Raw genomic sequence first — 25,695 nt, 5'->3', positions numbered from 1 at the left:
CGGACGCGCCGGCGGGCCCCGAGCCGGTCGGCGATCGGTCGGGGAGCATGGGAGAGCCGTCGGCCCGTGGCCCGAGCCGCGGCCCGTGCGGGCCGTCGTCGGGGTCGATTCGGCGGCGGGTCCGGTAGTCGGTGGAGCGCTCGACCGGGGTGCGGCCGATCGCCGAGATCATCTCGACGTAGTCGTCGAACGACCGGTACTCGCCGTACTCGCCGCCCGCGCGCTTCGTGATCTCCTCCGAGAGGATGGTCCCCATGAAGTCGTCGGCGCCGCAGTTGAGCAGCTTCAGCCCGTGGGCGTCGCCCGACTTCACCCACGAGGCTTGGACGTGGTCGACGTTGTCTAAGAAGAGGCGCGCGACCGCCACCACGAGCTCGTCCTCGTCACGCGAGGGGCCGGAGTCGACGACGCCGTGCCGGTAGAGGGGGGTGTTCTGGTGAATGAACGAGAGCGGGACGAACTCCGTGATCCCGCCGGTGCGGTCTTGGAGGTCGCGGATCACCTGCAGGTGCTGTGCGCGGTGCGCGACCGTCTCCACGTGGCCGTACATCATCGTCGAGGTGACGTCGAGGCCGACGTTCATCGCGCCCTCCATCGCCGCCACCCAGTCGTCGGTGCGGATCTTCCCCGGGCAGATCACGTCGCGGACCTCGTCGACGAGGATCTCCGCGGCGGTGCCGGGCGCCGAGTCGAGCCCCGCGGCCGCCAGCTCGCGGTAGACGCGCTCGTACTCCCAGCCGGTGCCGCGGGCGGCGTGGTACGCCTCCTCCGGGGTCATCGAGTGCAGGTGGACGCCGCCGACCGACATCGCCTCGAGCTGGTCGACGTAGGTGCCCGGATCGGTGGCGTACAGCTCGGGCGGCTTGTAGTTCACCTCGCTCGCCGGGTCGTCGTAGCCGGCGAGGATCTCGTGGTGCTCCTCGCTCAGCGCCAGCGCGGGGTGGAGGCCGGAGACGGAACACACCTCGTAGATCCCCATGTCGAGCGCGTCCTCGACGACCTCGCGGGACTCCGCGGGGGTCTTGGTGAAGCCGGCGTGGTCGGCGTCGCTGTCGGCCTCGAACGCGTGCGCCGAGTCCTTGAAGTTACAGAACAGACAGCCCGTGTTGCAGGCGGTCGTGACGTTGTTGTTGAGGTTGGCGACGAACGTCACTTCGTCGCCGACCTCCTCGCGGCGCCGGCGGTCGGCGGCTTCGAGGACGGCCTCCTTCCGGACCGAGTCGATCCCCTCGGTGTCGGTGCCGGTCGCGAGCAGCTCGGTCGCGTCGTCGACGGAGAGGCGGTCGCCGTCGCGGGCCTTCGCGAGGGCGTTTTCGAACGACTGGTCGGTGGACGGCTCGGCGAAGCCGAAGTCGTCGTCGAGATCGGCGGCGTCGCGGTCTGTCGCGTCGTGGTCCCGCGCCGGGTTCATCGCGTGTGTCTCTCCGTCCCACGGATAAAAACGAGACGGTCACGACACCCCCTTCTCAGAAGTGTGATGCGCGCCGCGAGCGAGGTTCCAGCGGGAACGGAGGTGACGGACCGCCGTCGGCGACGTGGGTTATCGACCGCCGAGAAGCGTCGTCGTCGATACGTAAACGACTGACGAGGCTGGGGAGGTGTTCCCCGCGGAGGAGTCGATCACCGAAAGCCGAGCGGCCGGGGCGTTGACAGTGATCACCGCGTCGTTGAGGAAGAGATGCGACGGATCTGCTCAATAGCACTGCTCGTCCCGAGCGCAGTCAGGGAAGCTAAACCGCTCGACGCCGTACGCGGCGTACATATGCAGTTCTGTGACGACTGCGGTTCGATGATGGTCTCTCAAGACGGGGAGATGGTGTGTCAGAACGACGACTGCGGCGGCACCGCCGAGCGCGACGAGGCGCTCGCCGCCGACTTCGAGTCCACCACGGAGCAGACCGGCGACGAGGTGATCGAGACCGAGGAGGGCGCGAACTTCGAGGGGAAGCCGACCGCGACCGATGTCGTCTGCGACGAGTGCGGCCACGGCGAGGCGTGGTACACGATCAAACAGACCGGCGCCGCCGACGAGCCCCCGACGCGCTTCTTTAAATGCAAGGAGTGTGGCCGGCGCTGGCGCGGGTACAACTGATCGGATCGCTCACCGATTTCGCGGCGACCACCGCCAAACCCTCAGCCGCTCGGTTATAAGTAGCAGAACACGGATCGACGGTACCCACCGCCAAAGCCCCACCCGACCGCACCGCGACCACACCTCACACCTCCCCAGCCTCGTCAGTCGCGTTCGGTTATCAATCGCCGTCCAGCCGCACTCCGAAAAACGCCGCCACGCGCTCCCCCACGTCGCCCGCGCGCCCCACGAAGAAGTGGTCCGACTCGAACGCCTCCGTCTCGATCCCGAGCTCCTCCGCCCGCTTCACGACCGGCTCCCAGTCGGCCGTCGAGTCGCGGGTCGCGTACAGGACCCGGGTCGGCACGCCGAGGTCGACGAGCCCGCCGAGGGCGATGACCGCGTCGACGTCGGGATTCAGCCGCGCGGTGGGCGCGAGCGCGCAGACGCCGACGAGCCCGGGACGCGAGGCGGCCGTCACGAGCGCGACCGTGCCTCCGAACGAGAAGCCGAAGAGTCCCACGCGCTCGTAGCGCGCGGTCGCCCACGCGACCGCGTTGTCGGCGTCCGTGCTCTCGCCGTACCCCTCGTCCCAGTCGCCGTAGTCGAAGCGGAGGCAGTCGATCCCGCGCTCGCTCAGCGCGTCGCTCGCGGCGGTCAGGCGCACGTCGCCGCGGTGGCCGCGCTGCTGTGGGTGCGGCGGGCAGGCGACGACGACCGCATCGGATCGGGCGTCGTCGCTCGCAGCGGTGTCAAGACTCGCGCGCACGTTGCGGCCGCCGGGGATGAGGACGGTGTCGCTCACGGGTTCGAAAACCGGACCGCCGCGTCAGGGCACCTGCGTCACGCGGTCGACGTCGTCGAGAGCGGCGAGGTCCTCCGCGAGCGCCTCCTGGTCGGCGCCGGCCTCGTAGTAGAAGACCAGGTCGAAGGTGCCGTCGCGGAGGAGCTGCTGGCACTCCCAGACGAACTCCTCGCCGTCGAGGGTGAGGCCTTGGAACTGGTTCGAGGAGAAGCTCGTATCGTCGTTGCCGGCCTCGATGTACGCCTCACCCTTGTCGGCGTGGTCGGCGATGACGCCGTTGATGGCGACCGTGAGCTCGTGCATCTCCAAGTCCTCCTGCCCGCCGAGCGTCGTGTGGACGATACAGCCTCGGAGTTCGATGTCTCCCGGCTCCAGCAGGGCCTTCGTCCGCGTGTAGAGGTCGGAGTCGACGGTCTCGCTCATGGGTCAGCGTTCTGGCTCCGGTGATAAACGGGTGACGGTTCCCCGCCGGGCCCGGGCTCGGAGACTCACCGTTGCAGCGACACGACCACGTCCCCGCCCGTGCCGTCCGATTCCCCCTCTCCGGCCTCGACCGCGACCAGCCCGTCGTCGGCGAGGTCGCCGACGAGCCCGCGGAGCCACTCCCGCCCGTGCTCGCCGTCGGGCGCGTAGTCGACTCGGATCCGGGGGTCGAGCTCGTCGAGCGCCAGCGCGTCGTACTCGCCGAGCGTCCGGACCACGCGCCCGCGGAACTGCCGGCGGCTCCCCTCGAAGCTCGGCTGCTCGGGCACGTCGGGCGCGGTGAAATCGCCCGTCTCGTACGCGTGACACCGCCCGCGCCACGGGCAGCCGGCCTCGTCGCAGCGCGGTGTCGTCCCGCAGGCGACGCCCCCGAGCTCCATGATCGCGTTGTTCCAGACGCGTGACTCGCCGTCGGGCATCACGCGCGAGGCGACCCGCCCGAACGCCGCGTCGTCGTCGGGGACCGCGAACGCACGATAGTTGGCGAGAGATACCATAGATCCGGAGAAGACGCAGCCATCCGTCTCCAGAGAGGTATTATCTAGGCTACGATTCGTCTACTATCGAGCTGATGTAGTCTTCGAGCGTGTCATAGACTGGGTTGAACTCGGGAAGATCCGCAACCAGGTCGGGGAGGGTATTCTGCCACCCGTCGCGGATTTCATCCCGTTTCTCCCCGGGAAGTCCATCTCCGAGGTCGATGTCCAGACCGTCGTGTTCACACTTTCGCGTGAATGCTGGAAGAATAACTGAGTCATCAACGTCAGTCTCGGTAATCATCCGATAGAGATCGTAGTAGTCACGGGCCTGCGATCGCTGATAGAGCGCTCGCAACTTCTCTGCGAAAATCTCCTCCAGGCTGTACGCGGCCAACTCGAATTCGGGGACATCTTCGTAGCTGTGGTGATGGCTTACCGAATCGAACGCCACGTGTTCGTCGATCATCACGTCCAGACTCGTTGTGTTCTTGTGACCGAGAACAGCGTTGTACTGGATATCGATATCGACGTAGTGTGTCGGATACGCTTCTTTCTGTAGCTCGCGGTGTTTGGTCACCTCGAAGTCGATGCCGGAGGCTCTGGTAGCGTCTTCCAATACGTCTCGCAACTCCGCTTCGCTCCCCTGGTACTCTCCCTCGACACCGAAATCAAGATCCTCCGAATAGCGCCACGTCTCCGGGAAGTACAACTTACTGAGCGCAGTGCCGCCCTTGAACAGCAGGTTATCGCCGTACTGGCTCGTGTATATCGCCCAGAGGATCCACGAATTGACGTAGTTCTTCTCCGCGTAGCCGAGTCGAACATCCAGCTCTCTGGCCAGCCGTCGGAGGTGCGCTTCGGAAATCATTATGAGAAGTCCTCCGGCTGGAACGACTCGGGGCCGACATTCAGGCGGAGCTGGTACGTGCTGTTGCGGGTTCCCTTCGCTTCTCTCGTCGGATCAAGCAACGGGTACCCGGTCGTGAAGTCCGCAACGAGCTCGTCGTACTCCGGCATACCGATGTCCAACTGGTCGGCGAGGTAAACGATTCGTTTCGTCGCGGCACCGTTCCCAACTCGCCGCAGATACTCAACGACCCGCTTCCAGGAGCATCGCGTTTCTGCCGCGTTCTGCATTGCCTTTGCAAGCTCGTCGATGCCTCCACAGAACTCCGGATGGTCAGCGCAATCGACCAGCGTTTTCTCGATACTCGAAATATTCACTTGGGTAGACCCAACCGCAGTCGGTTGATAGCCGAAGAACTTCTGTTCAGTGACTGTCACCGGTTGATAGGTAACCCCGTGGATTTCACGCTCTTGGGCGCGTTCTGTCGTCACGATGTACACAGTACGGGACAGCTGCTCTGTAAGCCCGTGATGGTTCATCGCACTCCAGTACCCGATGTACATCGGCTTGACGAGTGCGGACGCGATCACGAACTCGTGTTCGGTATACACGGCGTTCTCACCCGCAGCGAGCGGCAGGATGAGATACTTCCCGTACGCGATCCGCTCAAGCCAGCCCTTCTCCTTGAGCGTATACGCCATATCCTTGGCTGACTTCCGAGGGATGTCCATGACATCCGCGATGTCACCGATGGTGATGATCTGTTGGCCCTCGCTTGCGAGCCGTGAGAGCGCCTGCGATTCACGTGTTGACAGGCTCTTTCTTTTAGTGTCTTTCTTGTTTGTGGGCTCCATAGCCGCTTAGCGTACATAGAATCTAAATCTGAACGGAAATAAAGGTACTCGTTGAGATTGGGTTTACCGAAAGTCGCCTTGATAGACGCTCAAAATACATAGACACAAAATAGAGTGTGAAATAAAATCGGCCTTCTCGTATGTGAGTCGTTCAGCGGGCCTAAATCAGACTACTGGAGGCGAGCAGTTATCTGATCGCCCCTTTCCTCGACTTGGATGAGACCGTCGTCGGCGAGGTCCGAAAGGAGACCTCGCAGCCACTTTCGCCCGTGCTCACCGTCAGGTGTGTAGTCCACTCGGATCCGATGACCAAGCGTGTCCAGATCCATCTCGTCGTGTTCACCGAGAAGCCGAACGATCCGTCCACGGAACTGGCGACGGCTTCCCTCGAAGCTCGGCTGAGTGGGAACGTCGGGCGCGGTGAAGTCGCCGGTCTGGTACGCGTGACACCACTCGCGCCACGGGCAACTTACCTCGTCACACCGTGGTTTCTTCCCGCAAGCAACGCCGCCGAGTTCCATAATCGCGTTGTTCCAGATTCGGGACTCTCCGGCCGGCATGAGGGCGTTCGCAACGGTTTCGTAGTCCGGATCGTCCGCATTACGGATTTCTGCAAACGCGCGGTGGAGCACGCGCTTCACGTTGGTGTCGACGACCGCGTCGCCGTTGTTAAAGGCGAACGACGCCACCGCGTTGGCGGTGTACGGGCCGACGCCCATCAGCTCCTGCAGTTCCGCGGGCGACTCCGGGAACTCGCCGTCGTAGTCGTCCTCGACCTGTTCGGCGGCCTCGTGGAGGTACTTCGCGCGGTTGTTGTAGCCGAGCGAGTGGTCGGACCAGAACGCGACCACGTCGCCGCGGTCGGCGGCGGCGAGGTCGGCGGTCGTCGGCCACTCGTCGAGGAAGTCCTCCCACGCGGGGACCACCCGATCGAGCTGCGTCTGCTGGCTCATCACCTCGCTGACGAGGATCGCGTACGGGTCCTCGGTGCGCCGCCACGGGAAGTCGCGGTGGTCGGCCTCGTACCAGTCGACGAGTCCCTCGCGGACCGCGTCGAGGCCGGCCGGGAGCTCCGGGGCGTCGCCGTCGGTGAGGCCCTCCGTGCCGCCGTCGGCGCGCAGGGGCGTACCGCCGTCGCAGTCGACGACGGACCCTCCCGCGGCCGCGTCCGGATCGGTCATTACCGGTGCTCAGGTCGGCGCTCGTTTATGAATGCTGGTCCTCGGTCGGCTCGACCGAGACCATCGAGCGCGGGTCGCGGTCGGGGCCGGGGTAGTCGCCGCTACCGACCTCGGGGTAGAGGCTCTCGGCCGAGAACACGGTCGCGAACGCCCGTGGCTCGCGGACGCTCACCGCCATCCGGTCCCGGAGCCCGGCCGCGGCTCCCGGCCCGGTGAGCGACGTATCGAGGCTCACGACCTGCATCGCGGCGCCGCGGTACGCCGACGCCAGCGCCGGGTGGTCGCCCGGGGGATGCGCGACCGGCTCGCGCCACGCCTCGACCGCGTCGCGCCAGTCGGCCGCGAGGCCGGAGTCCGCGAGCGCGGCGATCACCGCCTCGGCGTCGTCGAGGAGGGCGTCGCTGGCGACGAGCGTCGTCCACGAGTGCGCGCGCAGCGCGTCGAGCGCCTCGCGGGCCGCGCCGCCGACGAGGAGATCCGCCGCGAGTACGTCGGCGTCGGCGACGACGCGGGCGGGGCTCGGCTCGCGGTCGAGCGGGGAGATGTCGCCCTCTGCGTCGTCGCCACCGGTGCCCGATCGGCGCTCCGCGAGCGCCGCGCGAACCGCCTCGGCGCTCGCGTCGTACGCTGCGCCGCGGTCGAACAGCTCGTCGAAGGTCATTGTCGGTGGATCGAGGGCGAGGGATATCGGGCTTGCGGCCGACGGCGACGGCTTTGAGAGGGAGGGCCGTCCGCGAGAGAACCGAAACGGGCCTCGCCCGTGATTTGAACTCGGAGTCTTCCTCTCACCGACACGATATCGACGCGTTTCGTGGCCCCAAAACGACTCTTCGACCGCCTTCAGACAACACGGTTTCAACGCGCTTTCAACTCCTATCGGCGTCTCAACGTTCGGTCGACTGGTCCCTGTCGTGATCCAGCGCGTCCAGATCCAGATCCAACGACTGTGACGGTGTGGAATCGGTAAACGAGGCGAATCCGAACTCGTCGGTATTCCCGTCCTCGCCGTCACGGTACTCGTACATGAGGTTCCCGTCGACGACGGCGTAGATGTCTTTCGTGGTGTCGTGAATCACCCGCTTCTCGGAGTCGATGGCGATGTCGACCAGATCGACCAGCGCTTCGACCGGGACACGAGCGTATTTTCCTGTCGTCGGGATGGTTCCCCGAGAGATCCACTCGACGTACCGCACGCGTTCGTACTGCCGACGGAACTCGTCGAAATCACCGATCTGCCGTCTGGTGTGCCAAACGCCCACTGCGAGGCTTATCGCCCCGAGACCGCCGAGACTGGTTCCCAGATCGCGCGGAGAGACGCGGCCACCAGAGCCGAAGAGACCACTCGCCGTTTCGCCTCCGGCGACGGTCCGCTGTATCGTTGTCACGTTCGTCTGTTGGTCCCGCTGCGGGGTCTGCAGTTCGTACACGCGGTCGGTAACCGTCAGCGGAGCCACAGCCGTCGTTTGCCCGTTGTATCTGTCGGTGTGGTACAGCGCGTTGGCCGTGACCTGCGCTTCGATCGTACCGATGTCGCCGGCTTCAGTGGTCACGTTCGACAGCTGTTCGCGGGCGAGCTGTTGGACATCGAGCGTGGTACGGGTTCGCGCGGTGCCGTTTGTCACCTCCTGAGTATCGATAGCGAGGGTCTGTGAGTCCCGCCAAAAGACCTCTCCATTCCGCGTTGCCGACAGCTCGAGGACGACCTGCTGTGTGACCGAGACGGTTCGGTCGGCCGGCGTCGACGTGACGGCGATCAACTCCACTTCCGGGGTTGCCGTCCGGAGGTACACCGGCATATCGGTCAGCGTCTCGCTCCGATTGTACAACGACGTGTTTCCGGTTACCGTCGCCTCCGTCGACAGCGTCGTCTCGACGGTCATCGAATCGGTCTCGACGGCGACCGGTTGTGGTTGCGGCTCCGAGGCGACGCCGGCCGCAACGCTGCCGACTGCGATAACGCCGACGAGAAGCAGTACCGGTACGAGACGGTGCCAGTACTTGATACAGAGGTATTTTGCTCGAAGCTGAAGGTCGCTCGTCATCCGATCGACCTCACAACGGTGAACCGTTCGTTCATACTACTACAACCGGCATACGTGTCAAAAAGTGTATGCTAACCCGACTGTGAGCGGGCCACTTACCGCCGGGTAAGTCAGTCGGAGGCCTCACCGCAGCGGACGATCACGACGCTCTCCCAGCTCACGTCGATTCGTTCACCGTTCCACTGCCGTCGGCCCTATCCGTGACCACGATGCGTTCGCTCTGGACCTCGCCAGTGCTGTCGAACAGCCGAACCGTGATCTCGAAGCGCTCACCGGTTCGCTGACCGCCACTTTTGAAGCTGATCGTGTCGCTCCGTGCACTCGACTCTCTGGTTATTACGCCGTCACTCCGGTCGAGATTCCTGATCTCGACTCCGACCCGATCGAACGAGCCCGTGTCGTTCGCGACGGTGTAGCTGACGGCGTACTCCGCTTTTCCCCCCTTAGCGCTCGTCGTCTGATCGACGATCTCGGTGTTCCCGAAGACGAGCGTCGAGTCCGCACAGCCGCTCGTATCGACCGTCGTCGATCGAGTGGCACGCCCGCTGAACTGTCCGTTTGCGTTCGCGGAAATCGTCACGGTCAGTTCGCTCTGCGGAGACTCACAGCTAACGCTGGCCGCCGTCGTAATCGAGTCGCCAGGGCCGAGCGTTGCTCGACTGTTCGACAATGCGGCCGACGCAGACACGTCGACAGTCAGTGTTCGATTGAGTTGGTTCGTCACGGTGACGAGCCGGTCCTCACCGCCTGCCCGTACGCTGTCTGTGACATCGATACCGAGGAAGCCACCGGTGTCATCTACAACCGGGGCCGCGGCTCCACGATCGACCGAGCCAGTCGTGAACGCCACTGAGGGTGCGGCCACGAACCCGGAGACGAGAAGCCCGATTACGACCCCGACGACGAGGAGCAGTGCCCAACTGCCGCCTCCGTTTCGAGACCGCGAGCGTGACCGTCGACCGAGGGTCATCGACGACCTCCGAACGTGCGCTCAAGCCGACTTCGACTGCTCCGAAGCGGCACTGTCGAGTCGACGAGCAGCCAGTAGATGACGTACAGTGGCAGGACGCCGGTCACCACGGTCGCGATCGCCGCGACCAGCGGGTGTATCTCGTGGAGCAGTGTGATGATACCCTCCGGCAGCGTCGCAGGGTAGGGATGTATCCGGATGCTCGTCGAGTGGGACCCCGCGGTCTCCGGCGCCGTAATCCGGGTCTCGACGGTCCGGCTCGACGACTCGAACGGTTGCCATGGAAGCCAGCCGGCGGCCTCCCCCGGCGGTTGGCTGCCGTCAGCCACGCCTGGCTCCAGTGTCGTGCGGACGATTTCCATTCCGTGGGCCTCGGTGACGACGTGTGCGAACGGCGATGTTGTCATCTGGAGTGAGATCGATTCGGTTTCGCTCTCGCCGACCGTCAGCGTCGACGGGAGCGGGGTCGGCTGTTCGGTGACTGTGTAGACCTCCGTCTGCCCGACGGCCCCCATCGAGACGAACGCGACACTCACAACGATCACCAACACCAGCACCGGGAGAACGACCTCCCGACTCCTGAGGACGTTTTTCCGCGTCCTCCGTCTGTCGGACCCCGAACTGGTCAGCAGGTAGGCAGCGAGTGCGCCCGCGACCAGATACCAGTAGCTCGTGATCGCCCCGATCACCGTTCCGAGATACGGGATGACGACCAGACTCCCTCCGAGCGTTAGGAGTTTTCCCGACACGTCGGACGGACTGACGAGGGAGTAGCCCGACGCTTGGTCAGTCGAGGGGTTACCGTCGCCCTTGGTGACGATACCGTCAGGAGTCACCTGTGTCGCCCGGTGTGTTACGTACGTTGACCGCTCCTCGGAGTAGAACGTGATGACATCTCCGGGCTGAACTGTCTCGACCGGGACGAGGACGTACCCCTCGTCGGTGTCGATTGTCGGCGACATACTGTCCGAGGAGACGTACGAAATCTGGACAGGTGCTCCGGCTGGCAGGGCAAGTGCTACGAGGACCAAGAGCCCGACAGCGATGCCAGCTTTGTGTATCATTGGTGTCTGGAACGTCGGAAATGGAGGCGGTCGGCGCGGTTACTCAGTAGCTGCTTGCGACGGAATTAGGCGCCACCTTCGACGGTGTCGTCGATGCTGAATCCGAGCGTCCCCGAGAGGTCCGCATTCGGACCGAGAAGGTCGGAGCTGTGGCCCGTATCGACAGTGACGACGACGTAGTAGGTGGTGTTGGCCGGAGCGCTCCACGATGCGGTCGTGCCCGAGGCGCTGATCGTGTCGACGAGAGTGCCACTGCCGTCGTAGACCTCGAACTTGAGGTTGTCCTCGGCGGTGGCGTCAGTGGTGTTGGCTCTGTATTCGGTCTCGATCACGTGGGACTCGACGTCGTTGTTCGTGATCATGAACGCCTGTGAGGCGGTCGGGTCGGCGGGGTTGCCCAGTTCGAACAGCGCGTTCGTGTTCGCGCCGCCTGCCGTGCCCGCGGTGAAGTCGATGCCGAGCTGGCCTTCACCGTCTTGGAACACTAACTCGCCGGAAGTGCCGTCGGTAAGGCCGAGCAGTCCGGCCTCGTCGGCGACGACGTCAACGTTTGCTTGCCGGTCGACCTGTGCCGTGGTGAACGCACTCGTGCCAACGGAGACCCCAGCGACAAGGAGCACTCCGGCAACGAGCAGCGTTTTCGTAAGCTGTGACATTACATGCAATTCAATGTGAGCGCCACGTATATACATAAGCTAACTGATAAGTTAGCAGCCGTGTTACCCGGTGGTAAGTGGGAGCCGAGATCGACGGTCCCGCGCGGGAGCGTCGGCCCTGCGATCCGAACAGCGGGGGTCGACACAAACGTCGACCGTCGCTGGTGTACTCGACGGCTGACCTCTTCGAGGGAGAATTGCAGATCGGAACGAGCGTCGTGCTGAGGCTCCTCGAGTCAATCGAATTCCGCGATCAAACGCCGACCCTCACGTCGTCTTTGACGGGCTCAGCGTGGACGCGGCGAGTCCGATTCACGATCGGGACAAACCCCGAATACCCCCGAGAGTGACCCACGACGCCACCGACATTTCATTCCGCCGTCTCGGAACCCGACGCGGTTCCCGAGCCATCCCCGCTCCTCTTCGACCGATGCGATCGTCCGGCGGGTTCAGAACTCTGTTCCGTCCTCGCAGTAGTCTCGTACCGTCTCGGTGATCGGCTCCCGGTTGGAAATCGACTGCCGGATTCTGTCGAGTGCCTCGGCGTTGATCTCTTCGTCCTGCGGGAACCGGCAGTTCCGCCCGAGAACTTCGAATTTGTCGGAGCCGAATTGCTCGCAGAACCGCTCGTTCGCATGTCTCAGTGGATTACCGCTCACACTGGTGTCTCCGATCGTGATTCCGGTCGGTTCGTCGTCCGTCGCCCGCGCTTTTGCCCGGAGTTCGGACTGCTGTTCGACGCGATCGGTGATGTCGCGGGAAACGAAGAGGTGTTGGCCGGGGACGATGTTCGCGGTTCCGGTGTACTCGACGGTCCGTTCGCACCTATCACCGTCGACGATCGTCATCGTGTCACGCGTGGTTCCGTTCGCGAGGAACGACTCCCACGTGGCGTCGAAATCGAAGTCGTCCGGGAGGAGCTCGGGGACCGACTGACCGAGCAGTGCCTCCTTGGTGGCGCCGTAGAGATCGGCCGCCGTCGAGTTGGCGTCGATAATTCGCCCGTCGTCGTCGGTGATTACCATCGCATCGTTCGACTCCTCGAAGGCTGCCCGGTACTGATCGCGTGCCCGCGTGCATTCCGGAACCCGATCCTGTCCCGTCGGCATCGAGTCGGCAGGCGGCTCTGTGGCTTGCGGAACCGACACGGTCATCCTGGTTCCGTCCGCGGTCACCGTCGACTCGACAGTGCCACCGTGGCCGGTGACGATCCAGTGGACGATCCAGAGGCCGAGACCGCTGCCGTGGACAAGCGGTGTTTCGGCCTCGTTTTCGAGTACGTCCCGTTCCTGTCGAGGAAGCCCCGGTCCGTCGTCGGTGACATGAACCGCAACCGCAGTCGGCGTCTGTTCGACCTCGACAGCGACGGTCGGACTGTCCCCGCCGTGTTTGACAGCGTTGTCGAGTAGCTCTTTGAGCGCCCGTTCGAAGTTCGGACGGACTGGTGTCGTGAGTCCCTCGCTGGCGTCGACAGTGATCGACGCCGCAGGGGTCTCGTCGTCGGCCGTGCTAACGACACGCGCAGCGAGTGCGCCGATATCGGTCGGCTCCCGCGAGGCCGTCTGATCGATAACCGACTCGAGGGTGCGGGCCTTGTCGCCTAGCTTGATGAGTTTGTCGACGTTTTTGAGAATCAGGTCGCTACGGAGCTCGGACTCCAACTGGTCGGCCATCGCTTGGGCGTGCCCTCGGATAACCGTCAAGTTGTTCCGGAGATTGTGCCGAAGAATCCGGCTGAGAACGGTCGTGAGGTTGGCCTGATTTCGAATTTTCTTCTCTTTCCGATCGCATTTAAATTCGTCTCCCAGCACTCGCGCCAACAGTTCTGCAAACAGCAGCTCCGCGTCATCAAACGGCCTGCTCCGTGGCTCTTCGGAAACAAAACACACTGTCCCACGCTGTGTTCCGTCGACGATGAGCGGCGTGCCGAGATAGCAGTGGCAGCCGAACGTTTGATACCCCGGATCGTCGGCAAACCCCTGATTTGGGAGGTCGTGGAGAGCGATCTGCGTGTCATCCTCAGTTGTTCGCCGACAGTAGGTAGTCGAGAGCTCGCGGGGGCTGTGCTCCGGGACGCCCTCGGGTATTTCCGTACTAACGATCGGCTCCCAGTAGTTGAATTGCTCGTCGGTCACCGCGAGGTAGCCGAAGTCGGCCCCCAGATACTCGATCCCAAGGTCGAGTGCGTCCGTCGCTTTCTGTTGAGTGGACGTGTCTTGGCGAACAATCTCGTCAAGCCGGTTTCGTGCTGTGTGAACAGTGGGGTTAGCGCTACTCATCTGAGTTGACTTCCCGTCTAACACCGGTCGTCGACCCCGTCGTGAGACGCTCCTGTCTCGACAGGCGGAGTTATCTGTTCGGCACTGACGGTGCGTGTGGTCGGCTGGTTGGGTGGGCGATCGATGGTCACACGGCGTCGAGACGAGCGCCTCCGCTTCCCCGCCGCGCACGGCTCTGAATCACACCGTCGGGTGTGCACCGAGTCTGCGGATAAGTACCGTATGATCATACACAAAGGGGGTGTCTGGTATACATAAACGTGGGCGAACACTGCGGTAAGTACCCTACTAACGTACATCTCAGTGGCTAAGCTAACGGTAAGTACCTCGATTACCTCGAAGTTAGCGACGTTATATATACGAGGTTCGAAGACGTTTCAGCAATGTATCATCAGTTGGAATGCTTCCCCAAGCGGGCGGTTATCTAATGGTTCCGAACGTCGCACAGAGCCAAGACGGCGAAAAACTGCGTGTCCTGTTTGTCGGAACGCCCCCGATAAATCTGCAGGAAGCGTGTGACGAGTCCTGTACTCGGCCGGTCGACATCGATGTCGTCACCGACGGTCGGGAAGCAATCCAGTGGCTTACTGATACCAGCGACGGTGAACCGTCAGTCGACCAGCCACGGCCGGACCTCGTGTTGCTGCAGTTCGATTTCGAGCTGCCCGACGGGATGACCGTCCTTCATGCGATCAAATCCAGCCCGCGTCTCGAAACACTGCCCGTGATCGTCCTCAACCCCGACGAGAGTAATGTCGACATGACGTACGAGGCCGGCGGGAACGCACATGTCAAGATCCCGCAAACGTCTGAGAGATACGTCGACCTCATTGGATCGATCGAACAGTTCTGGTTCGAGTGGGCGGAGTATCCGGCAGAGTCCTTATATTCTGCTGAGTAGATGTATGAATATGACTGATTCACACACAAACGAGACACCAGTGGTTCCGGAGTCGCTTCTCGACAGTGTCTCCCTGCTCTCGAAAAAGTGGCATCCGGCTATCGTCCGCTGTCTGTCCAACGACGACGGCCTCGGATTCAGTGACCTCGAGCGTCGGCTCGATGGTATCTCTGCGAAGGTACTGACCGACGCGCTGACAGATCTCCGAGAGTACGAGATCATCGAGCGTCACGAGATCAGCCAGAGTCCGCTCCGCGTCAACTACACGCTAACCGAGCGGGGCAAAGAGCTTGACGACGTGATCGAATCGCTCGCCGACTGGGGCGAAACCCATCTCGCCGAACCGGAGACCGAACAGGTCGTTTTGGTCGCTGACGACAACAAGCGCATCAACACGATGCACACCGCTTGGCTGGAAAACGACTACACCGTCCGGACAGCCAATGACGGCGAAGAGACGCTCCGGAATCTCGACACCGACGTCGGTGTCGTCGTCTTGGATCGCCGAATGCCGGGCCTCTCCGGCGGAGAAGTTCTCGACTGGATTCGGTCTCAACGGTACGACATCCGCGTCGTCATGGTGACCTCCGAAGATCCCGACTTCGAGATTCTCGACATGGAGTTCGACGAGTACCTTACGAAACCCGTTCGCCAAGACGAACTCCACGCAGTGGTCGCGGATCTCTTCGACCGCCGAGAGTACAGTACGGAACTGCAAGAGTATCTCGGGATTCGGTCGAAACTCGCGCTGTTACAGGTCGAGTACCCCGAGGAAACTCTCGAAACGAACGAGCTGTATCAGCGCCTCCGGAGCCGACTCGATGAACTCGAATCCACGGGCATCGATCTCGACGATGTCGACGCCGAGGCGATCGAACGCCTCCCGATCGGAGGCGCCGAATGAGCGCTGATATAACCGACAACTCGGTCGAAGACTGCACGCCCGGGAAGATACTGGGTCGCGTCGACGAGGCGATCTGTGCACTCAACGGCGACGGTGAATTCACCTTCGTCAACGAACGGGCGGCAGCGATGTTGGAACGGTCACCCGACGAACTACTCGGCCGAGACGTCTGGGAGGCCCTGTCGGATATCAGTGAGACAACCGTCGAGGAGGAACTCCAGCAGGCGCTGTCGACACAGACGTCGACCCGGTTCGAAAGCTACCAAGAGGAGCTCGACCGTTGGGTCAAGGTGTGCATCTATCCGGACGAAAACGGGGCCACGGCGTTTTTTTACGATATCTCCGATGAGCGCAGCGAACGAATCGACGCACAGCGGCAACGTCGGCTGTTCGAGACCGTCTTCAAGGAGACCGAAGACGCCCTCATCGTTGCCGACACCGACCGCCGGATCACCGAGTTTAATCCAGCGGCTGAACGGCTGTTCGGCTACGAGACAACCGAAGTGATCGGCGAGGAGACGCGCCTCCTCTACGCCGATGAAGCGGAGTACGACCGCCAAGGAGACCGGCGGTTCAACGACCAGGCCCCCGTGCGCGAGGAGACGTATCTGAGCGAATACGAGCGAGCCGACGGAACGACGTTCACCGGTGAAACCTTCGGGACGGCGCTCAAAGCCCCGGACAACGATACGCTGGCGTTTCTCGGCTCGATCAGAGATGTCAGCGCGCAGATCGAGTACGAACAGGCGCTTGAATCCCACAACGACGCGCTCGCAGCGTTTCACGACATTTCGACCGACGATGACCGGTCGGTCGGCGAACGGATCGACGCAATTCTCGAGGTCGGCAGTGAGTATCTGGGACTCGACCTCGGCATTTTCTCGACCATCGACGGCGACGAGTACACCGCCGAAAGAGTCACCGCACCGGACGACGCGATCCGGCCGGGCGATCAGTTCGACCTCGGTGAGACGTTCTGTGATCTCGTCATCGACACCGAGGAACTGGTGGCCGTGGCCAACGCCGGCGACAGCGAGCTAGCGGCCCATCCGGCCTACCAGTCTCAGGGTCTCGAATCGTACATTGGTACCTCGGTGGTTGTCGACGGCGAGCGGTACGGTACGCTCAACTTCTCACAGACAGCCGCACGTCAGCGACCGTTCACGGAGGGCGAACGCACGGTGGTGCGTATCTTCGCCCAGTGGATCGGCAAGGAACTGAGTCGACGGCAGAACAAACAGCGGGCGGCCGCAAATCGCGACCGGCTGCGCCAGATCATCGACCTGTTGCCACAGTTGGTGTTCGCTAAGGACAGGGACAACGAGTACATCCTGGTCAATCAGGCGCTTGCCGACGCCTACGGGTCGACCGTCGAAGAGGTCGAAGGCTCGACCGACGCCGATTTCGTCACGTCGGAAGCCGAAGCCAAACAGTTCCAAGAAGACGATCTCGCGGTCATCAATTCGGGCGAGCAAAAAGTGATCCCCGAAGAGCCGCTGACGAAAGCCGACGGCGAGACGGTAACCCTACAGACGACGAAAATCCCGTACGATCCCGTCGACCACGACAGGGAGGCCGTACTCGGCGTTGCAACCGACGTCACAGACGCCAAACAGCGGGAACGAGAACTCGAAGAGATATCACAGCGACTCACCGTTGCCTTGGAGGCCACGAACGCGGGCGTCTGGGAGTTGAATCTGGAGACCGAGGACGTGGTCTGGACGGAATCCATGGAACAGCTGTTCGGTCTCGAACCCGGCGCGTCCGACGGGACCTACGAGGAGTTCTTAGAGCCCGTTCATCCCGACGATGTCCCTACGGTACGGGAATCACTCGAATCGGTAACCGCGGACGGCGACACGCTGCAAGTGGAGTACCGCATCGAACAAGACGATGGGACGCAGCTGTGGATCGAAGCCCGCGCCGAACTGCACGCCGGGACGAACACGACGCGTCGACTGGTCGGGATCGCGACCGATATCACCGAGCGAAAAGAGCGTGATGCAGAAATAGAGCTCCAAGCGGCGGCCATGGAGGTGGCGATGGACGGTATTGCCATCCTTGATGGCGACGAGTACGTCTATATGAACCAAGCCCACGCCGACATCTTTGAGTATGACCCCGAGGAACTGCTCGGCTGCGAGTGGCGAGACCTCTACGGTGACGCCGAGATCGAACGGATCGAAACCCAAGTGTTTCCGGAACTCACCGAAACCGGGTCGTGGCGAGGCGAAACCCGCGGCCGAAAGCAGGACGGGACCCTTGTCCACCAAGACCTCGGCCTCTCGATTCTCGACAGCGGTGAGTTGATCTGCACGAACCGGGATATCACTGCTCAAAAGGAGCGCGAACAGGAACTCATGCGACAGCGAACCCGCATTCGAGCCCTGTTCGACAACTCTCCGGACGGCATCGTGATTCACGACGCCGAGGGAGCCGTGTTCGATGTCAACGAAACGATGGCCGAGTCGCTCGGTTACGACCGGGAGACGCTCTGCTCGATGCACGTGGCCGAATTCGAAGCGGGGATCGACCAGTCGGAACTCAGCTCCATCTGGTCGGAAATGGAACTGAACGACATCCTCAAAGTGGAAGGCAGACACCGTCGACGGGACGGTGAGACGTTCCCTGTCGAGGTGTGGGTAAATAAGGTCGAAGTCGGCGGGGACACTCGATACATTGCTGTGGCCCGCGATATCACCGAGCAGAAACGCCTCGAACGTTCCCTCCGAGAAAGCGAACAGTCGGTCCGGGAACTCACCGGTATCGCCTCGGATACCGACCGGGGGTTCGAAGCCAAACTCACGGCCCTACTGGAACTTGGGACCGAACGGCTCGGCATCCCGTACGGCTTCTTGAACAAGATCGAAAACGGCACACAACACGTCATTCAGGCCGTTGGCGATCACCCTCAGCTTCGGACGGGAGCTTCGGCCCCGAAGTCGGAGTCGTACTGCCGAAAGACCATCCAGCAAGCCGGACCACTTGCTATTCAAGATTCGGTCGCCGAAGGGTGGAAAGACGACGCAGCCTACAAACGGTTCGATCTCGGCTGTTATATCGGCGGGACCGTCACCGTTGACGGCGAGATGTACGGCACGCTCTGTTTCGCCGATCAACACGCTCGTGAGCACGAGTTCACTGACACGGAGCGCGCGTTCGTGAAGCTACTCGTACAGTGGGCCAGCCACGAACTCGCCACGGAGTCCTTCGAGACGAAGCTGCACGAGATCAACGAGACGGCCCAACGACTCATGGCCGTGCCGTCCACGTCACAGATCGCATCCATCGCGGTTGAAAGCGCCAAATCGATCCTGCAGATGCCGATGACCGGTGTCTGGTGGTACGACGAGGAACGTGAGACGCTCGTTCCGGAGGTGATAACTGAGGAGGCCAGCGAGTACATCGGCGAGCAGCCGACCTTCGAACGGGGGACGGCACTCGCGTGGGACGCGTTCGAAGCCGGTACCGTTCAGATATACGACGATCTCAGCGCGGTCGACGGGCTGCACAACGAGGAGACAGATCTCAACTCCGAAGCCATCGTGCCGCTGGGCGACCACGGGGTCATGATCGCCGGCTCGGCCGAAAACCGAGATTTCTCCGAAACGGATTTCAACCTCCTCGAAGTGCTCTCGTCGACCGTCGAAGCCGCTCTGACCCGTGCAGAGCGCGAAACGGTCCTCCGTGAAACCCAACAACAACTCAAGCAGTCCAACGAGGAACTCGAACAGTTCGCGTATGCGGCCTCTCACGACTTACAGGAGCCACTACGAACGATATCGAGCTACCTCACGCTGTTGGACCGGCGGTACGGCGATGACCTCGACGACGACGCCGCCGAGTTCATCGAGTTCGCGGTCGACGGGGCCGACCGGATGCGAAACATGATTCAGGCGCTGTTGGCCTACTCGCGGGTCGATACTCGCGGGGAGTCTTTTGAGGTGATCGACATCTCGGAACTCTTCGAGCGCGTCACCGCCAGCCTCGATGTCAAAATCACCGAAACCGACGCCACCGTGTCGCTACCGGCAACTGAGGCCACGGTCTTCGGTGATGCAAACCAGCTCTCCCAACTGTTCCAGAATCTCGTCGAAAACGGCATCAAATACAATACGGAGCAACCGGAAATCGACATCTCAGTGAGCCACCACGACGGGATGGTAACCTTCGACGTTGCCGATAACGGCATCGGGATGGAAGCCGACCAGATCGACGAAATCTTCGAGGTGTTCCAACGGCTCCACACCCGCGAGGAGTTCGAGGGAACGGGAATCGGGCTGTCAATCTGCCGGAAGATCGTCGATCGTCACGGCGGCGAGATTACCGTTGAATCCCGACCAAGAGAGGGGTCGACGTTTCGTATCTCCCTGCCAACTGGGGCTGATACGAATGAATAAATCGACAGCCAACTCGTCGGTTCCACACGTGTTTGCTATCGAGGACAATCCGGCCGACATCCGGCTTGTCAGGGAGGGCGTCGACGCCGCCGATATCGAACTCGCCCTCCACGTTCTCAACAGTGGGCAACAGGCGGCGGATAAACTCACCGCAATCGACGCTGATAGCCCGGAAGACCACCCGGATTTAATACTCTTAGACCTGAACCTTCCAGGAAAATCGGGATTCGATCTGCTGGAGGTCGTCCGCAACGAGTCCGCGTTCCGAGACGTCCCCGTCGTGATCGTCTCGAGTTCGGAGAACCCCGACGACATCAACCGCAGTTACGAATTATCGGCAAACGCGTATATAACGAAGCCAACAGATCCAGACGATTACATTGAGATGATCGACGCCACCGTCAACTTCTGGGTCGTCACTGCCACCCGATCAACAGCCAATGAGTAATCCAAATCTCACACACATCCTCCTCGTCGAGGATAATCCAGCTGATGCCCGTCTGATCAAAGAGTATGTCACCGAACAGTCATGGCCAGACATCGATGCCGACACACCGGTAATCGAACACGTAGACCGCCTGGGGAGCGCTCGGAAGACCGCCACTGACGACATCGATATCATCCTGTTGGACCTCGGCCTCCCGGACAGTTCCGGTGTCGAGACACTCGACGAGATGCTTGGAATGAGCGGGTCAACACCGGTTGTCGTCCTGACCGGACTCGACGACGAACGCGTCGGAGTCGATGCGGTCGAACACGGGGCCCAAGACTACCTCGTCAAGGGCGATCTCTCACCTCGACTGCTCCAACAGACCCTTCAGTATGCGACTCGGCGGGAACGACAACAACAGCAACTCCAGCAGCGGAACGCCGAGCTGGCACTGTTAAACCAAGTCGTTCGTCACGACATCCGAAACGACGTGGCCGTGATTTTGGGCTGGGGCGACGGGCTCGAACCCCACGTCGACGAGGAGGGCCAAACCTATCTCGATCGGATGCTGAACGCAGGCGAACACATCACTAGCATCACCGAGACGGTCGGTGATTTCCTCGACGTCTTGGAAGGAACGAGTGACCCTGAACTTCACCCCGTCGACCTCGAAAGCGTACTCACAAACGAGATCGAGAAAGCGCGGTCGGCCTACGACAACGCCACGATCACCCTGACGGGTGACCTCCACAGCGGACTCACCGTCACCGCGACGGATCTCCTCTCGTCAGTGTTTCGGAACCTCCTGAACAATGCGGTCTCGCACAACGACAAACCGAAGCCTGACATCACCGTCCACGTCGAAGAGAACGAGGAGACCGTCTCCGTGCAGATCGCCGACAACGGACCGGGCGTTCCCGACAGTCAGAAAAACGAGATCTTTGGTCGCGGCGAGATGGGGCTTGAAAGCTCTGGCTCCGGTATCGGCCTCTATCTCGTCGACACGCTCGTCACAATGTACAACGGGTCGGTTACGCTCGAAGATAACGATCCAGCGGGAAGCGTCTTTACCGTCACTCTCGAAACGTAGCCGGCCACCTTGGCAGTATTGTCCGCGAACGGCTCCGGTGAATCGCCGGACTGCGTCTACTCTCACCGTTTCATCGCTCGCCTGATGTTGTAGGCCGCACACGTCAGAACGATACCACGAAATCCGCGGTCACACGGTCGGGCCCGCACCGCGTGACCGAGTGTACGCTTCACCATCGACCGCGTTGTCCGAGAGACCCTTTTCGTGCGTGGATTCAAACACACCGGGTACTCGTTCTTGCGTGGTGTACATTGTTTCACCGACGAAGAACCCAGTAACTACCGGACGTAACAGCCAAAGAGAGCCTAGGCCGAGATTTGAACTCGGGGTCTCGTCCTTACCAAGGACGCGCTTTACCGCTAAGCTACCCAGGCGCGCAATCAGTCGTTGACGGGAGTCGACTTTAGTGGTTTCGATTCGGGGGCGTCCCGACACGGAGACACACACCGTCCTGTCGCCGTCGGGCGACCTCACCGGTCCGTCGCGCTCACGGCACGGTCCGAGATGTCCGCGATCCGATCGGCGGTCGCCTCCGGGAGCGCGCGCCCCGGCGGCGGGAACTCGCCGTCGTAGTCGGCCGCCAGCTCGCGGGCGTACGTCAGCAGCTCCTCGGGCGGGTCGCCGCCGGCGGCCGTGGTGCCGGCGACGACCGCCAGTTCGAGGGCGTCGACCTCCAGGCTCCGGTCGAGCGCGGTCGCCGCCGCGGGGTCGGTCCCCTCGCGGTCGCGGAGTGTCTGGTCACGGCCGAACGCGCGCACGACCTCGACCGCGGCGCCGGCCGCGTCGGTACACGCCAGAAGCGAAAAGCCGCGCGAGACGAGCACGTCGGCCGTGAGCACGTCCATGTCCGCGTCGATGTCGGTCTCGCGGGTCGGCGCGGTCACCCACGGCTCCTCGTGGGCCACCGTCCGGGTGAGCCGGAGTCCCTCGTAGATGAGCTGCACGCCTGCCGCCCGGTCGACGACCTCGTCGAGGCTCACGCCGGGGTCGACTGCGCGGGCCGTGACCAGCGCCAGCACTCCGGGCGTCACGGCGGCGTCGAGGATGCGGCGTTCGAGGGCCTCGCGCAGCTGTTCGGGCTCGACGTCCGCGAGCGCCTCGTGTGCGGCCTCACGCGCTCGCGCGGCATCGTCCATTACCATCAGTTAGTCGAGCGAAGGGCAAAGACCTTTGGAAACGACCGGGATACGACACCGTGATCCGCACCCGCACCGACGACCGCGTCCGCGTCGTCACGATCGACCGCCCAGCGCGGCGGAACGCGCTTCGGCCCGAGGACCTGGCCGCCCTCCGACGCGCCGTCGCCGACGCCGAAACCCCCGTCACGTACCTCCGCGGCGCCGGCGACGCCTTCTGTGCCGGCGCCGACCTCGACGCCGTCGCCGGCCTCGCAAGCAGTGGTGGTGATCCCGAGAACGACGCCGACGCGGCGTCGTTCGCTCGCCATGGCCAGCGCACCGCCGCGGCGATCGCGGACGCCGACACGGTCGTCGTCTGCGGGGTCGACGGCGCGGCTCGCGGCGGCGGAGTCGAACTCGCGCTCGCGGCCGATGTCCGGGTCGCGACCCCGGCGGCGACGTTCGCCGAGCCGGGCGTCGAGTTCGGGCTGTTCGGCGCGTGGGGCGGCACGGTCCGACTCCCGCGGGTGATGCGCGAGGGCGACGCTCTCGACTTCGCGCTCTCGGGCCGCGTCCTCGACGCGGACGAGGCGCTCCGGACCGGGCTCGTCTCCCGCGTCGTCGACGACCCCCGCGCGGTCGCCGACGAAATCGCGGACGGCAAGCCGGGCGCGCTGCGGGCAGTCAAGCGTCGGGTGCGCGACCGGCGGGAGGACGCCGTGCAGGCGGACGCGGAGGCCGAGGCGTTCGCCGCCCTCGTCCGGACCCACGGGGCCGAGATCGCGGCGTCGCGGACGGAGTGAGTCCCCGAGCGAATCGGGACGACCCCGCCGCCGTCCCGATGTGACAGGTTTAAGTGGACCTCCGACTAATCATCGAATGCGAAGCACGCACCGGTAGTGTAGTGGTATCACGCAACCTTGCCATGGTTGCAACCCGAGTTCAAATCTCGGCCGGTGCACTTCCGACTGACTCCGTCAGTCGACGTTCGTCTCACTTCGTTCGACGAACTCCTTTCAGTCGTGCACCGCCCTGATTCCCCGCTCGCCGCGTCGCCGGCGCATTTTCACTAACTTCACCCGGCAGCGTTCCGCTCGTCGACCGGCGATAGCCGCCGCGAGAACGCCCAACCGGCGTCGGCGCAAACCTGTTCGCTTAACCGGGCGTGCGTTGTTGATGGGGGTATATGGTTGAGGTCTTGCTCCTCGTCGGGTTCGTGGTTGCGGCGTTCGTCGGGTACAACATCGGTGGTGCCACGACCGGTCCGGCGTTCGGGCCGGCCGTCGGGTCGGGAGTGCTCTCGAAGTCGGGCGCCGCGGCGCTGATGTCGGTGTTCTTCTTCATCGGTGCCGGCACGCTCGGGCAGCGCGTCGTGACGACGCTCGGAGAGGACCTCGTCACCGGGGGGAGCGTGTTCACGCTGGAGACGAGCATCGTCGTCCTCTTTTTCATCGGCGGCGCGCTGTTCGTCGGGAACTTCGCCGGCGTCCCCGCGTCGACCTCGATGACGGCGGTCGGAGCGATCGCGGGGCTCGGACTCGCGACGGGCACCCTCGACAGGGCGGTGATGGGAGAGATCGCCATCTGGTGGATCGTCGCGCCGATCATCGGGTTCTGGGTCTCCGGGGTCGTCGGGCGCTACTTCTATCCGGCCATCGACAGCTGGGTGGCGATAGACAGCACCGAGGGCGCGCTGTTCGAGTTCGACCGCTCCGGGACGATTCCGAAGCCAGTTCTGGGCCCGAACACGACTCGCCGCGAGCTCGTCGGTGGAATCATCGTCATCGCCATCGGCTGTCTGATGGCCTTCTCGTCGGGCACCTCCAACATCGCGAACGCGATCGCGCCGCTCGTCGCGCTCGACAACGTCGAGATGACGCCGATGATCCTGCTCGGGAGCGCCGCGGTCGCGGTCGGGGCGTTCACGATCGCCCGGCGGACGCTCGACACGCTCGGGAACGACATCACCGACCTCCCGCTGACCGCGGCGATCGTCGTCGCCTGCGTCTCCTCCGGGATCGTCATCAGCCTCTCGGCGGTCGGAATCCCGGCGTCGTTCGTCATCATCGCGACGATGTCGATCGTCGGGCTCGGCTGGGGGCGCGCGACGCGGACGGTCACGGTCAAACAGGGGATCAGCGGCGAGAAGGAGCCGAAAGTGTCCGTCGGCGCGCTGAAGGCGGACGAGACGGGGCCGATCGGCGAGGGCGACCCGACCGACATCCCCTCGGCGTCGGACCTGTTCAATCCGAGCACGAGCGCGCGCGTCGTCCTGATGCAGAACGTCGTCCCGCTCCTCTCGACGGTCGGGGCGCTCGTCACGTTCTCCGTGCTGTTCCAATTCGTCTGGTAACGGGCGGAATCTGACGGGAGCGGCAGCCTACCGCCCGAACCGACGCTGTCGGTCTTGGAAGTCGAGAACCGCGCGCAGGTAGTCCCGCTTCCTGAAGTCGCGCCAGTTCACGTCGGTGAAGTAGAGCTCGGCGTACACCGACTGCCAGATCGCGAAGTCGGAGAGCCGCTCCGCGCCCGTCTTGATCACGAGGTCCGGCTCCTCCGGAAACACGAGCCGGTCGGCGATGTCGTCCGCGTCGATAGCCGCCGGATCGAGATCGCCCTCGGCGACGTCGCTCGCGATCTCGCGAACCGCGGCCGCGAACTCCGCCTTTCCGCCGAGCCCGACTGTGATTCTGATCGGGGCGTCGCTGTCGGCGGTTTTGCTGTCGCTTTCTCCGCCGCTGTCGGCATGCTCCTCGTCGCCGTCGGCCGCTTCGTCGGCGTCGTCCGGACCGCGCACGACGAACCGATCCGGCGCGTCGAGCCGGCGGAGCTCGCGCGTGAGCGTCGGGACCACGGACTCGTCGAGCACCGATACCGAGACGGTGACGCGCTCGGCGCCGTACTCCAGCGCCCACCCGAGCGCCTCGGCGAGGGTGTCGAACGCCCCGTCCGCGAGGAGATCCCGCTCGGTGATGACGATCGCGACGTGCTCTGGGGGATCCCCGTCGTGGAGGCGGTGGCGAACGGCGAGGTACGTGTCGTACAGGCCCACGTGCGGTGGTCCCGCCGCCGGGGCTAAAAGCTCACGTCCGCCGACGAGGGGTTTAATTCGCCGTCGGCC

At 63.3% G+C, this 25,695-nt stretch carries 22 protein-coding genes, 2 tRNA genes and 2 pseudogenes; 9 read left to right on the top strand and 17 right to left on the bottom strand.

Annotated features, from left to right (window positions below):
* On the bottom strand, positions 1–1,411 hold a 1,411-nt coding region (gene cofH / locus OQF71_RS03515; RefSeq protein ID WP_280585833.1), incomplete at its 3' end, for a 7,8-didemethyl-8-hydroxy-5-deazariboflavin synthase subunit CofH.
* Positions 1,412–1,762: 351 nt separating this feature from the next.
* On the opposite strand from cofH, the gene OQF71_RS03510 reads away from it, so the two are divergent.
* The gene (locus tag OQF71_RS03510; protein WP_280585831.1) at positions 1,763–2,092 is read left to right on the top strand and encodes a transcription factor S; all 330 of its coding nucleotides are present in this window, start codon (positions 1,763–1,765) and stop codon (positions 2,090–2,092) included.
* 160 nt (positions 2,093–2,252) lie between these two features.
* Here the strand turns inward: OQF71_RS03510 and OQF71_RS03505 are convergent, their stop codons facing one another.
* The 12 genes and pseudogenes from OQF71_RS03505 to OQF71_RS03450 form a co-directional block, all read right to left on the bottom strand.
* Positions 2,253–2,876 carry a CocE/NonD family hydrolase gene (locus tag OQF71_RS03505; protein WP_280585829.1) on the bottom strand — a complete coding sequence of 208 codons (624 nt, stop codon included), beginning with the start codon at positions 2,874–2,876 and terminating at the stop codon, positions 2,253–2,255.
* 24 nt (positions 2,877–2,900) lie between these two features.
* Positions 2,901–3,299 (bottom strand): DUF5778 family protein, encoded by a 399-nt coding sequence (locus tag OQF71_RS03500; RefSeq protein WP_280585828.1) that lies wholly within the window; start codon positions 3,297–3,299, stop codon positions 2,901–2,903.
* 65 nt (positions 3,300–3,364) lie between these two features.
* Positions 3,365–3,838 (bottom strand): annotated as a pseudogene (locus OQF71_RS03495) (A/G-specific adenine glycosylase); the annotation flags it as partial.
* 67 nt (positions 3,839–3,905) lie between these two features.
* Positions 3,906–4,706: a nucleotidyl transferase AbiEii/AbiGii toxin family protein gene (locus tag OQF71_RS03490; RefSeq protein WP_280585827.1), complete on the bottom strand. Its 801-nt coding sequence runs from the start codon at positions 4,704–4,706 to the stop codon at positions 3,906–3,908.
* Positions 4,706–5,539 carry a type IV toxin-antitoxin system AbiEi family antitoxin gene (locus tag OQF71_RS03485; RefSeq protein WP_280585826.1) on the bottom strand — a complete coding sequence of 278 codons (834 nt, stop codon included), beginning with the start codon at positions 5,537–5,539 and terminating at the stop codon, positions 4,706–4,708. Before OQF71_RS03485 ends, OQF71_RS03490 begins: the two co-directional genes overlap by 1 nt.
* 170 nt (positions 5,540–5,709) lie before the next feature.
* The gene (locus OQF71_RS03480; protein ID WP_280585824.1) at positions 5,710–6,720 is read right to left on the bottom strand and encodes an A/G-specific adenine glycosylase; all 1,011 of its coding nucleotides are present in this window, start codon (positions 6,718–6,720) and stop codon (positions 5,710–5,712) included.
* 25 nt (positions 6,721–6,745) lie between these two features.
* On the bottom strand, positions 6,746–7,381 hold the full coding sequence (locus OQF71_RS03475) for a hypothetical protein (RefSeq protein ID WP_280585823.1): 636 nt from the start codon (positions 7,379–7,381) through the stop codon (positions 6,746–6,748).
* A gap of 223 nt (positions 7,382–7,604) precedes the next feature.
* Positions 7,605–8,600: a DUF5305 family protein gene (locus OQF71_RS03470; protein ID WP_280585822.1), complete on the bottom strand. Its 996-nt coding sequence runs from the start codon at positions 8,598–8,600 to the stop codon at positions 7,605–7,607.
* Between the two features lie 319 nt (positions 8,601–8,919).
* Positions 8,920–9,732, bottom strand: a complete 813-nt coding sequence (locus OQF71_RS03465; protein WP_280585820.1) for a hypothetical protein — start codon at positions 9,730–9,732, stop codon at positions 8,920–8,922.
* Positions 9,729–10,796 carry a signal peptidase I gene (locus OQF71_RS03460; protein WP_280585819.1) on the bottom strand — a complete coding sequence of 356 codons (1,068 nt, stop codon included), beginning with the start codon at positions 10,794–10,796 and terminating at the stop codon, positions 9,729–9,731. The genes OQF71_RS03465 and OQF71_RS03460 overlap by 4 nt, the downstream gene beginning before the upstream one ends.
* A gap of 65 nt (positions 10,797–10,861) precedes the next feature.
* Positions 10,862–11,452 (bottom strand): hypothetical protein, encoded by a 591-nt coding sequence (locus tag OQF71_RS03455; protein WP_280585818.1) that lies wholly within the window; start codon positions 11,450–11,452, stop codon positions 10,862–10,864.
* Between the two features lie 449 nt (positions 11,453–11,901).
* Positions 11,902–13,731 (bottom strand): PAS domain S-box protein, encoded by a 1,830-nt coding sequence (locus OQF71_RS03450; RefSeq protein WP_280585817.1) that lies wholly within the window; start codon positions 13,729–13,731, stop codon positions 11,902–11,904.
* Positions 13,732–14,158: 427 nt separating this feature from the next.
* Between OQF71_RS03450 and OQF71_RS03445 the strand changes: the two genes are divergently transcribed.
* Genes OQF71_RS03445 through OQF71_RS03425 form a run of 5 tightly spaced genes read left to right on the top strand, consistent with a single transcriptional unit; the run spans position 14,159 to position 21,456 of the window.
* Positions 14,159–14,632 (top strand): hypothetical protein, encoded by a 474-nt coding sequence (locus tag OQF71_RS03445; protein ID WP_280585816.1) that lies wholly within the window; start codon positions 14,159–14,161, stop codon positions 14,630–14,632.
* Positions 14,562–15,536: a winged helix-turn-helix transcriptional regulator gene (locus OQF71_RS03440; RefSeq protein ID WP_280585815.1), complete on the top strand. Its 975-nt coding sequence runs from the start codon at positions 14,562–14,564 to the stop codon at positions 15,534–15,536. The genes OQF71_RS03445 and OQF71_RS03440 overlap by 71 nt, the downstream gene beginning before the upstream one ends.
* On the top strand, positions 15,533–19,936 hold the full coding sequence (locus tag OQF71_RS03435) for a PAS domain S-box protein (protein ID WP_280585813.1): 4,404 nt from the start codon (positions 15,533–15,535) through the stop codon (positions 19,934–19,936). The genes OQF71_RS03440 and OQF71_RS03435 overlap by 4 nt, the downstream gene beginning before the upstream one ends.
* Before the next feature lie 28 nt (positions 19,937–19,964).
* Positions 19,965–20,384 (top strand): response regulator, encoded by a 420-nt coding sequence (locus tag OQF71_RS03430; protein ID WP_280585812.1) that lies wholly within the window; start codon positions 19,965–19,967, stop codon positions 20,382–20,384.
* Positions 20,377–21,456, top strand: a complete 1,080-nt coding sequence (locus OQF71_RS03425; protein ID WP_280585810.1) for an ATP-binding protein — start codon at positions 20,377–20,379, stop codon at positions 21,454–21,456. The genes OQF71_RS03430 and OQF71_RS03425 overlap by 8 nt, the downstream gene beginning before the upstream one ends.
* Positions 21,457–21,518: 62 nt before the next feature.
* Here the strand turns inward: OQF71_RS03425 and OQF71_RS03420 are convergent.
* From OQF71_RS03420 to OQF71_RS03410, 3 genes and pseudogenes are all read right to left on the bottom strand, one after another.
* Positions 21,519–21,659: pseudogene (locus OQF71_RS03420) on the bottom strand (IS5/IS1182 family transposase); the annotation flags it as partial.
* Between the two features lie 99 nt (positions 21,660–21,758).
* Positions 21,759–21,830, bottom strand: a tRNA-Thr gene (locus OQF71_RS03415).
* A gap of 96 nt (positions 21,831–21,926) precedes the next feature.
* Positions 21,927–22,592 (bottom strand): hypothetical protein, encoded by a 666-nt coding sequence (locus OQF71_RS03410; RefSeq protein ID WP_280585808.1) that lies wholly within the window; start codon positions 22,590–22,592, stop codon positions 21,927–21,929.
* Between the two features lie 59 nt (positions 22,593–22,651).
* On the opposite strand from OQF71_RS03410, the gene OQF71_RS03405 reads away from it, so the two are divergent.
* The 3 genes from OQF71_RS03405 (at position 22,652) to OQF71_RS03395 (ending at position 24,927) form a co-directional block, all read left to right on the top strand.
* The gene (locus OQF71_RS03405) at positions 22,652–23,377 is read left to right on the top strand and encodes an enoyl-CoA hydratase/isomerase family protein (protein WP_280585807.1); all 726 of its coding nucleotides are present in this window, start codon (positions 22,652–22,654) and stop codon (positions 23,375–23,377) included.
* An 87-nt stretch (positions 23,378–23,464) separates the two neighbouring features.
* A tRNA-Gly gene (locus OQF71_RS03400) sits at positions 23,465–23,535 on the top strand.
* Positions 23,536–23,760: 225 nt separating this feature from the next.
* The gene (locus OQF71_RS03395) at positions 23,761–24,927 is read left to right on the top strand and encodes an inorganic phosphate transporter (protein ID WP_280585805.1); all 1,167 of its coding nucleotides are present in this window, start codon (positions 23,761–23,763) and stop codon (positions 24,925–24,927) included.
* A gap of 27 nt (positions 24,928–24,954) precedes the next feature.
* On the opposite strand, the gene OQF71_RS03390 is transcribed toward OQF71_RS03395, so the two are convergent.
* Complete coding sequence (locus OQF71_RS03390) at positions 24,955–25,626, bottom strand: undecaprenyl diphosphate synthase family protein (protein WP_280585804.1); 672 nt, start codon at positions 25,624–25,626, stop codon at positions 24,955–24,957.
* Between the last annotated feature and the right edge of the window lie 69 nt (positions 25,627–25,695).

This window comes from Halorubrum sp. Boch-26, assembly GCF_029889805.1.
In the GTDB taxonomy this organism is placed as follows: domain Archaea; phylum Halobacteriota; class Halobacteria; order Halobacteriales; family Haloferacaceae; genus Halorubrum.
Note: the sequence above shows the minus strand (reverse complement) of the source record. Positions and strands in the feature narration are given on the sequence as shown.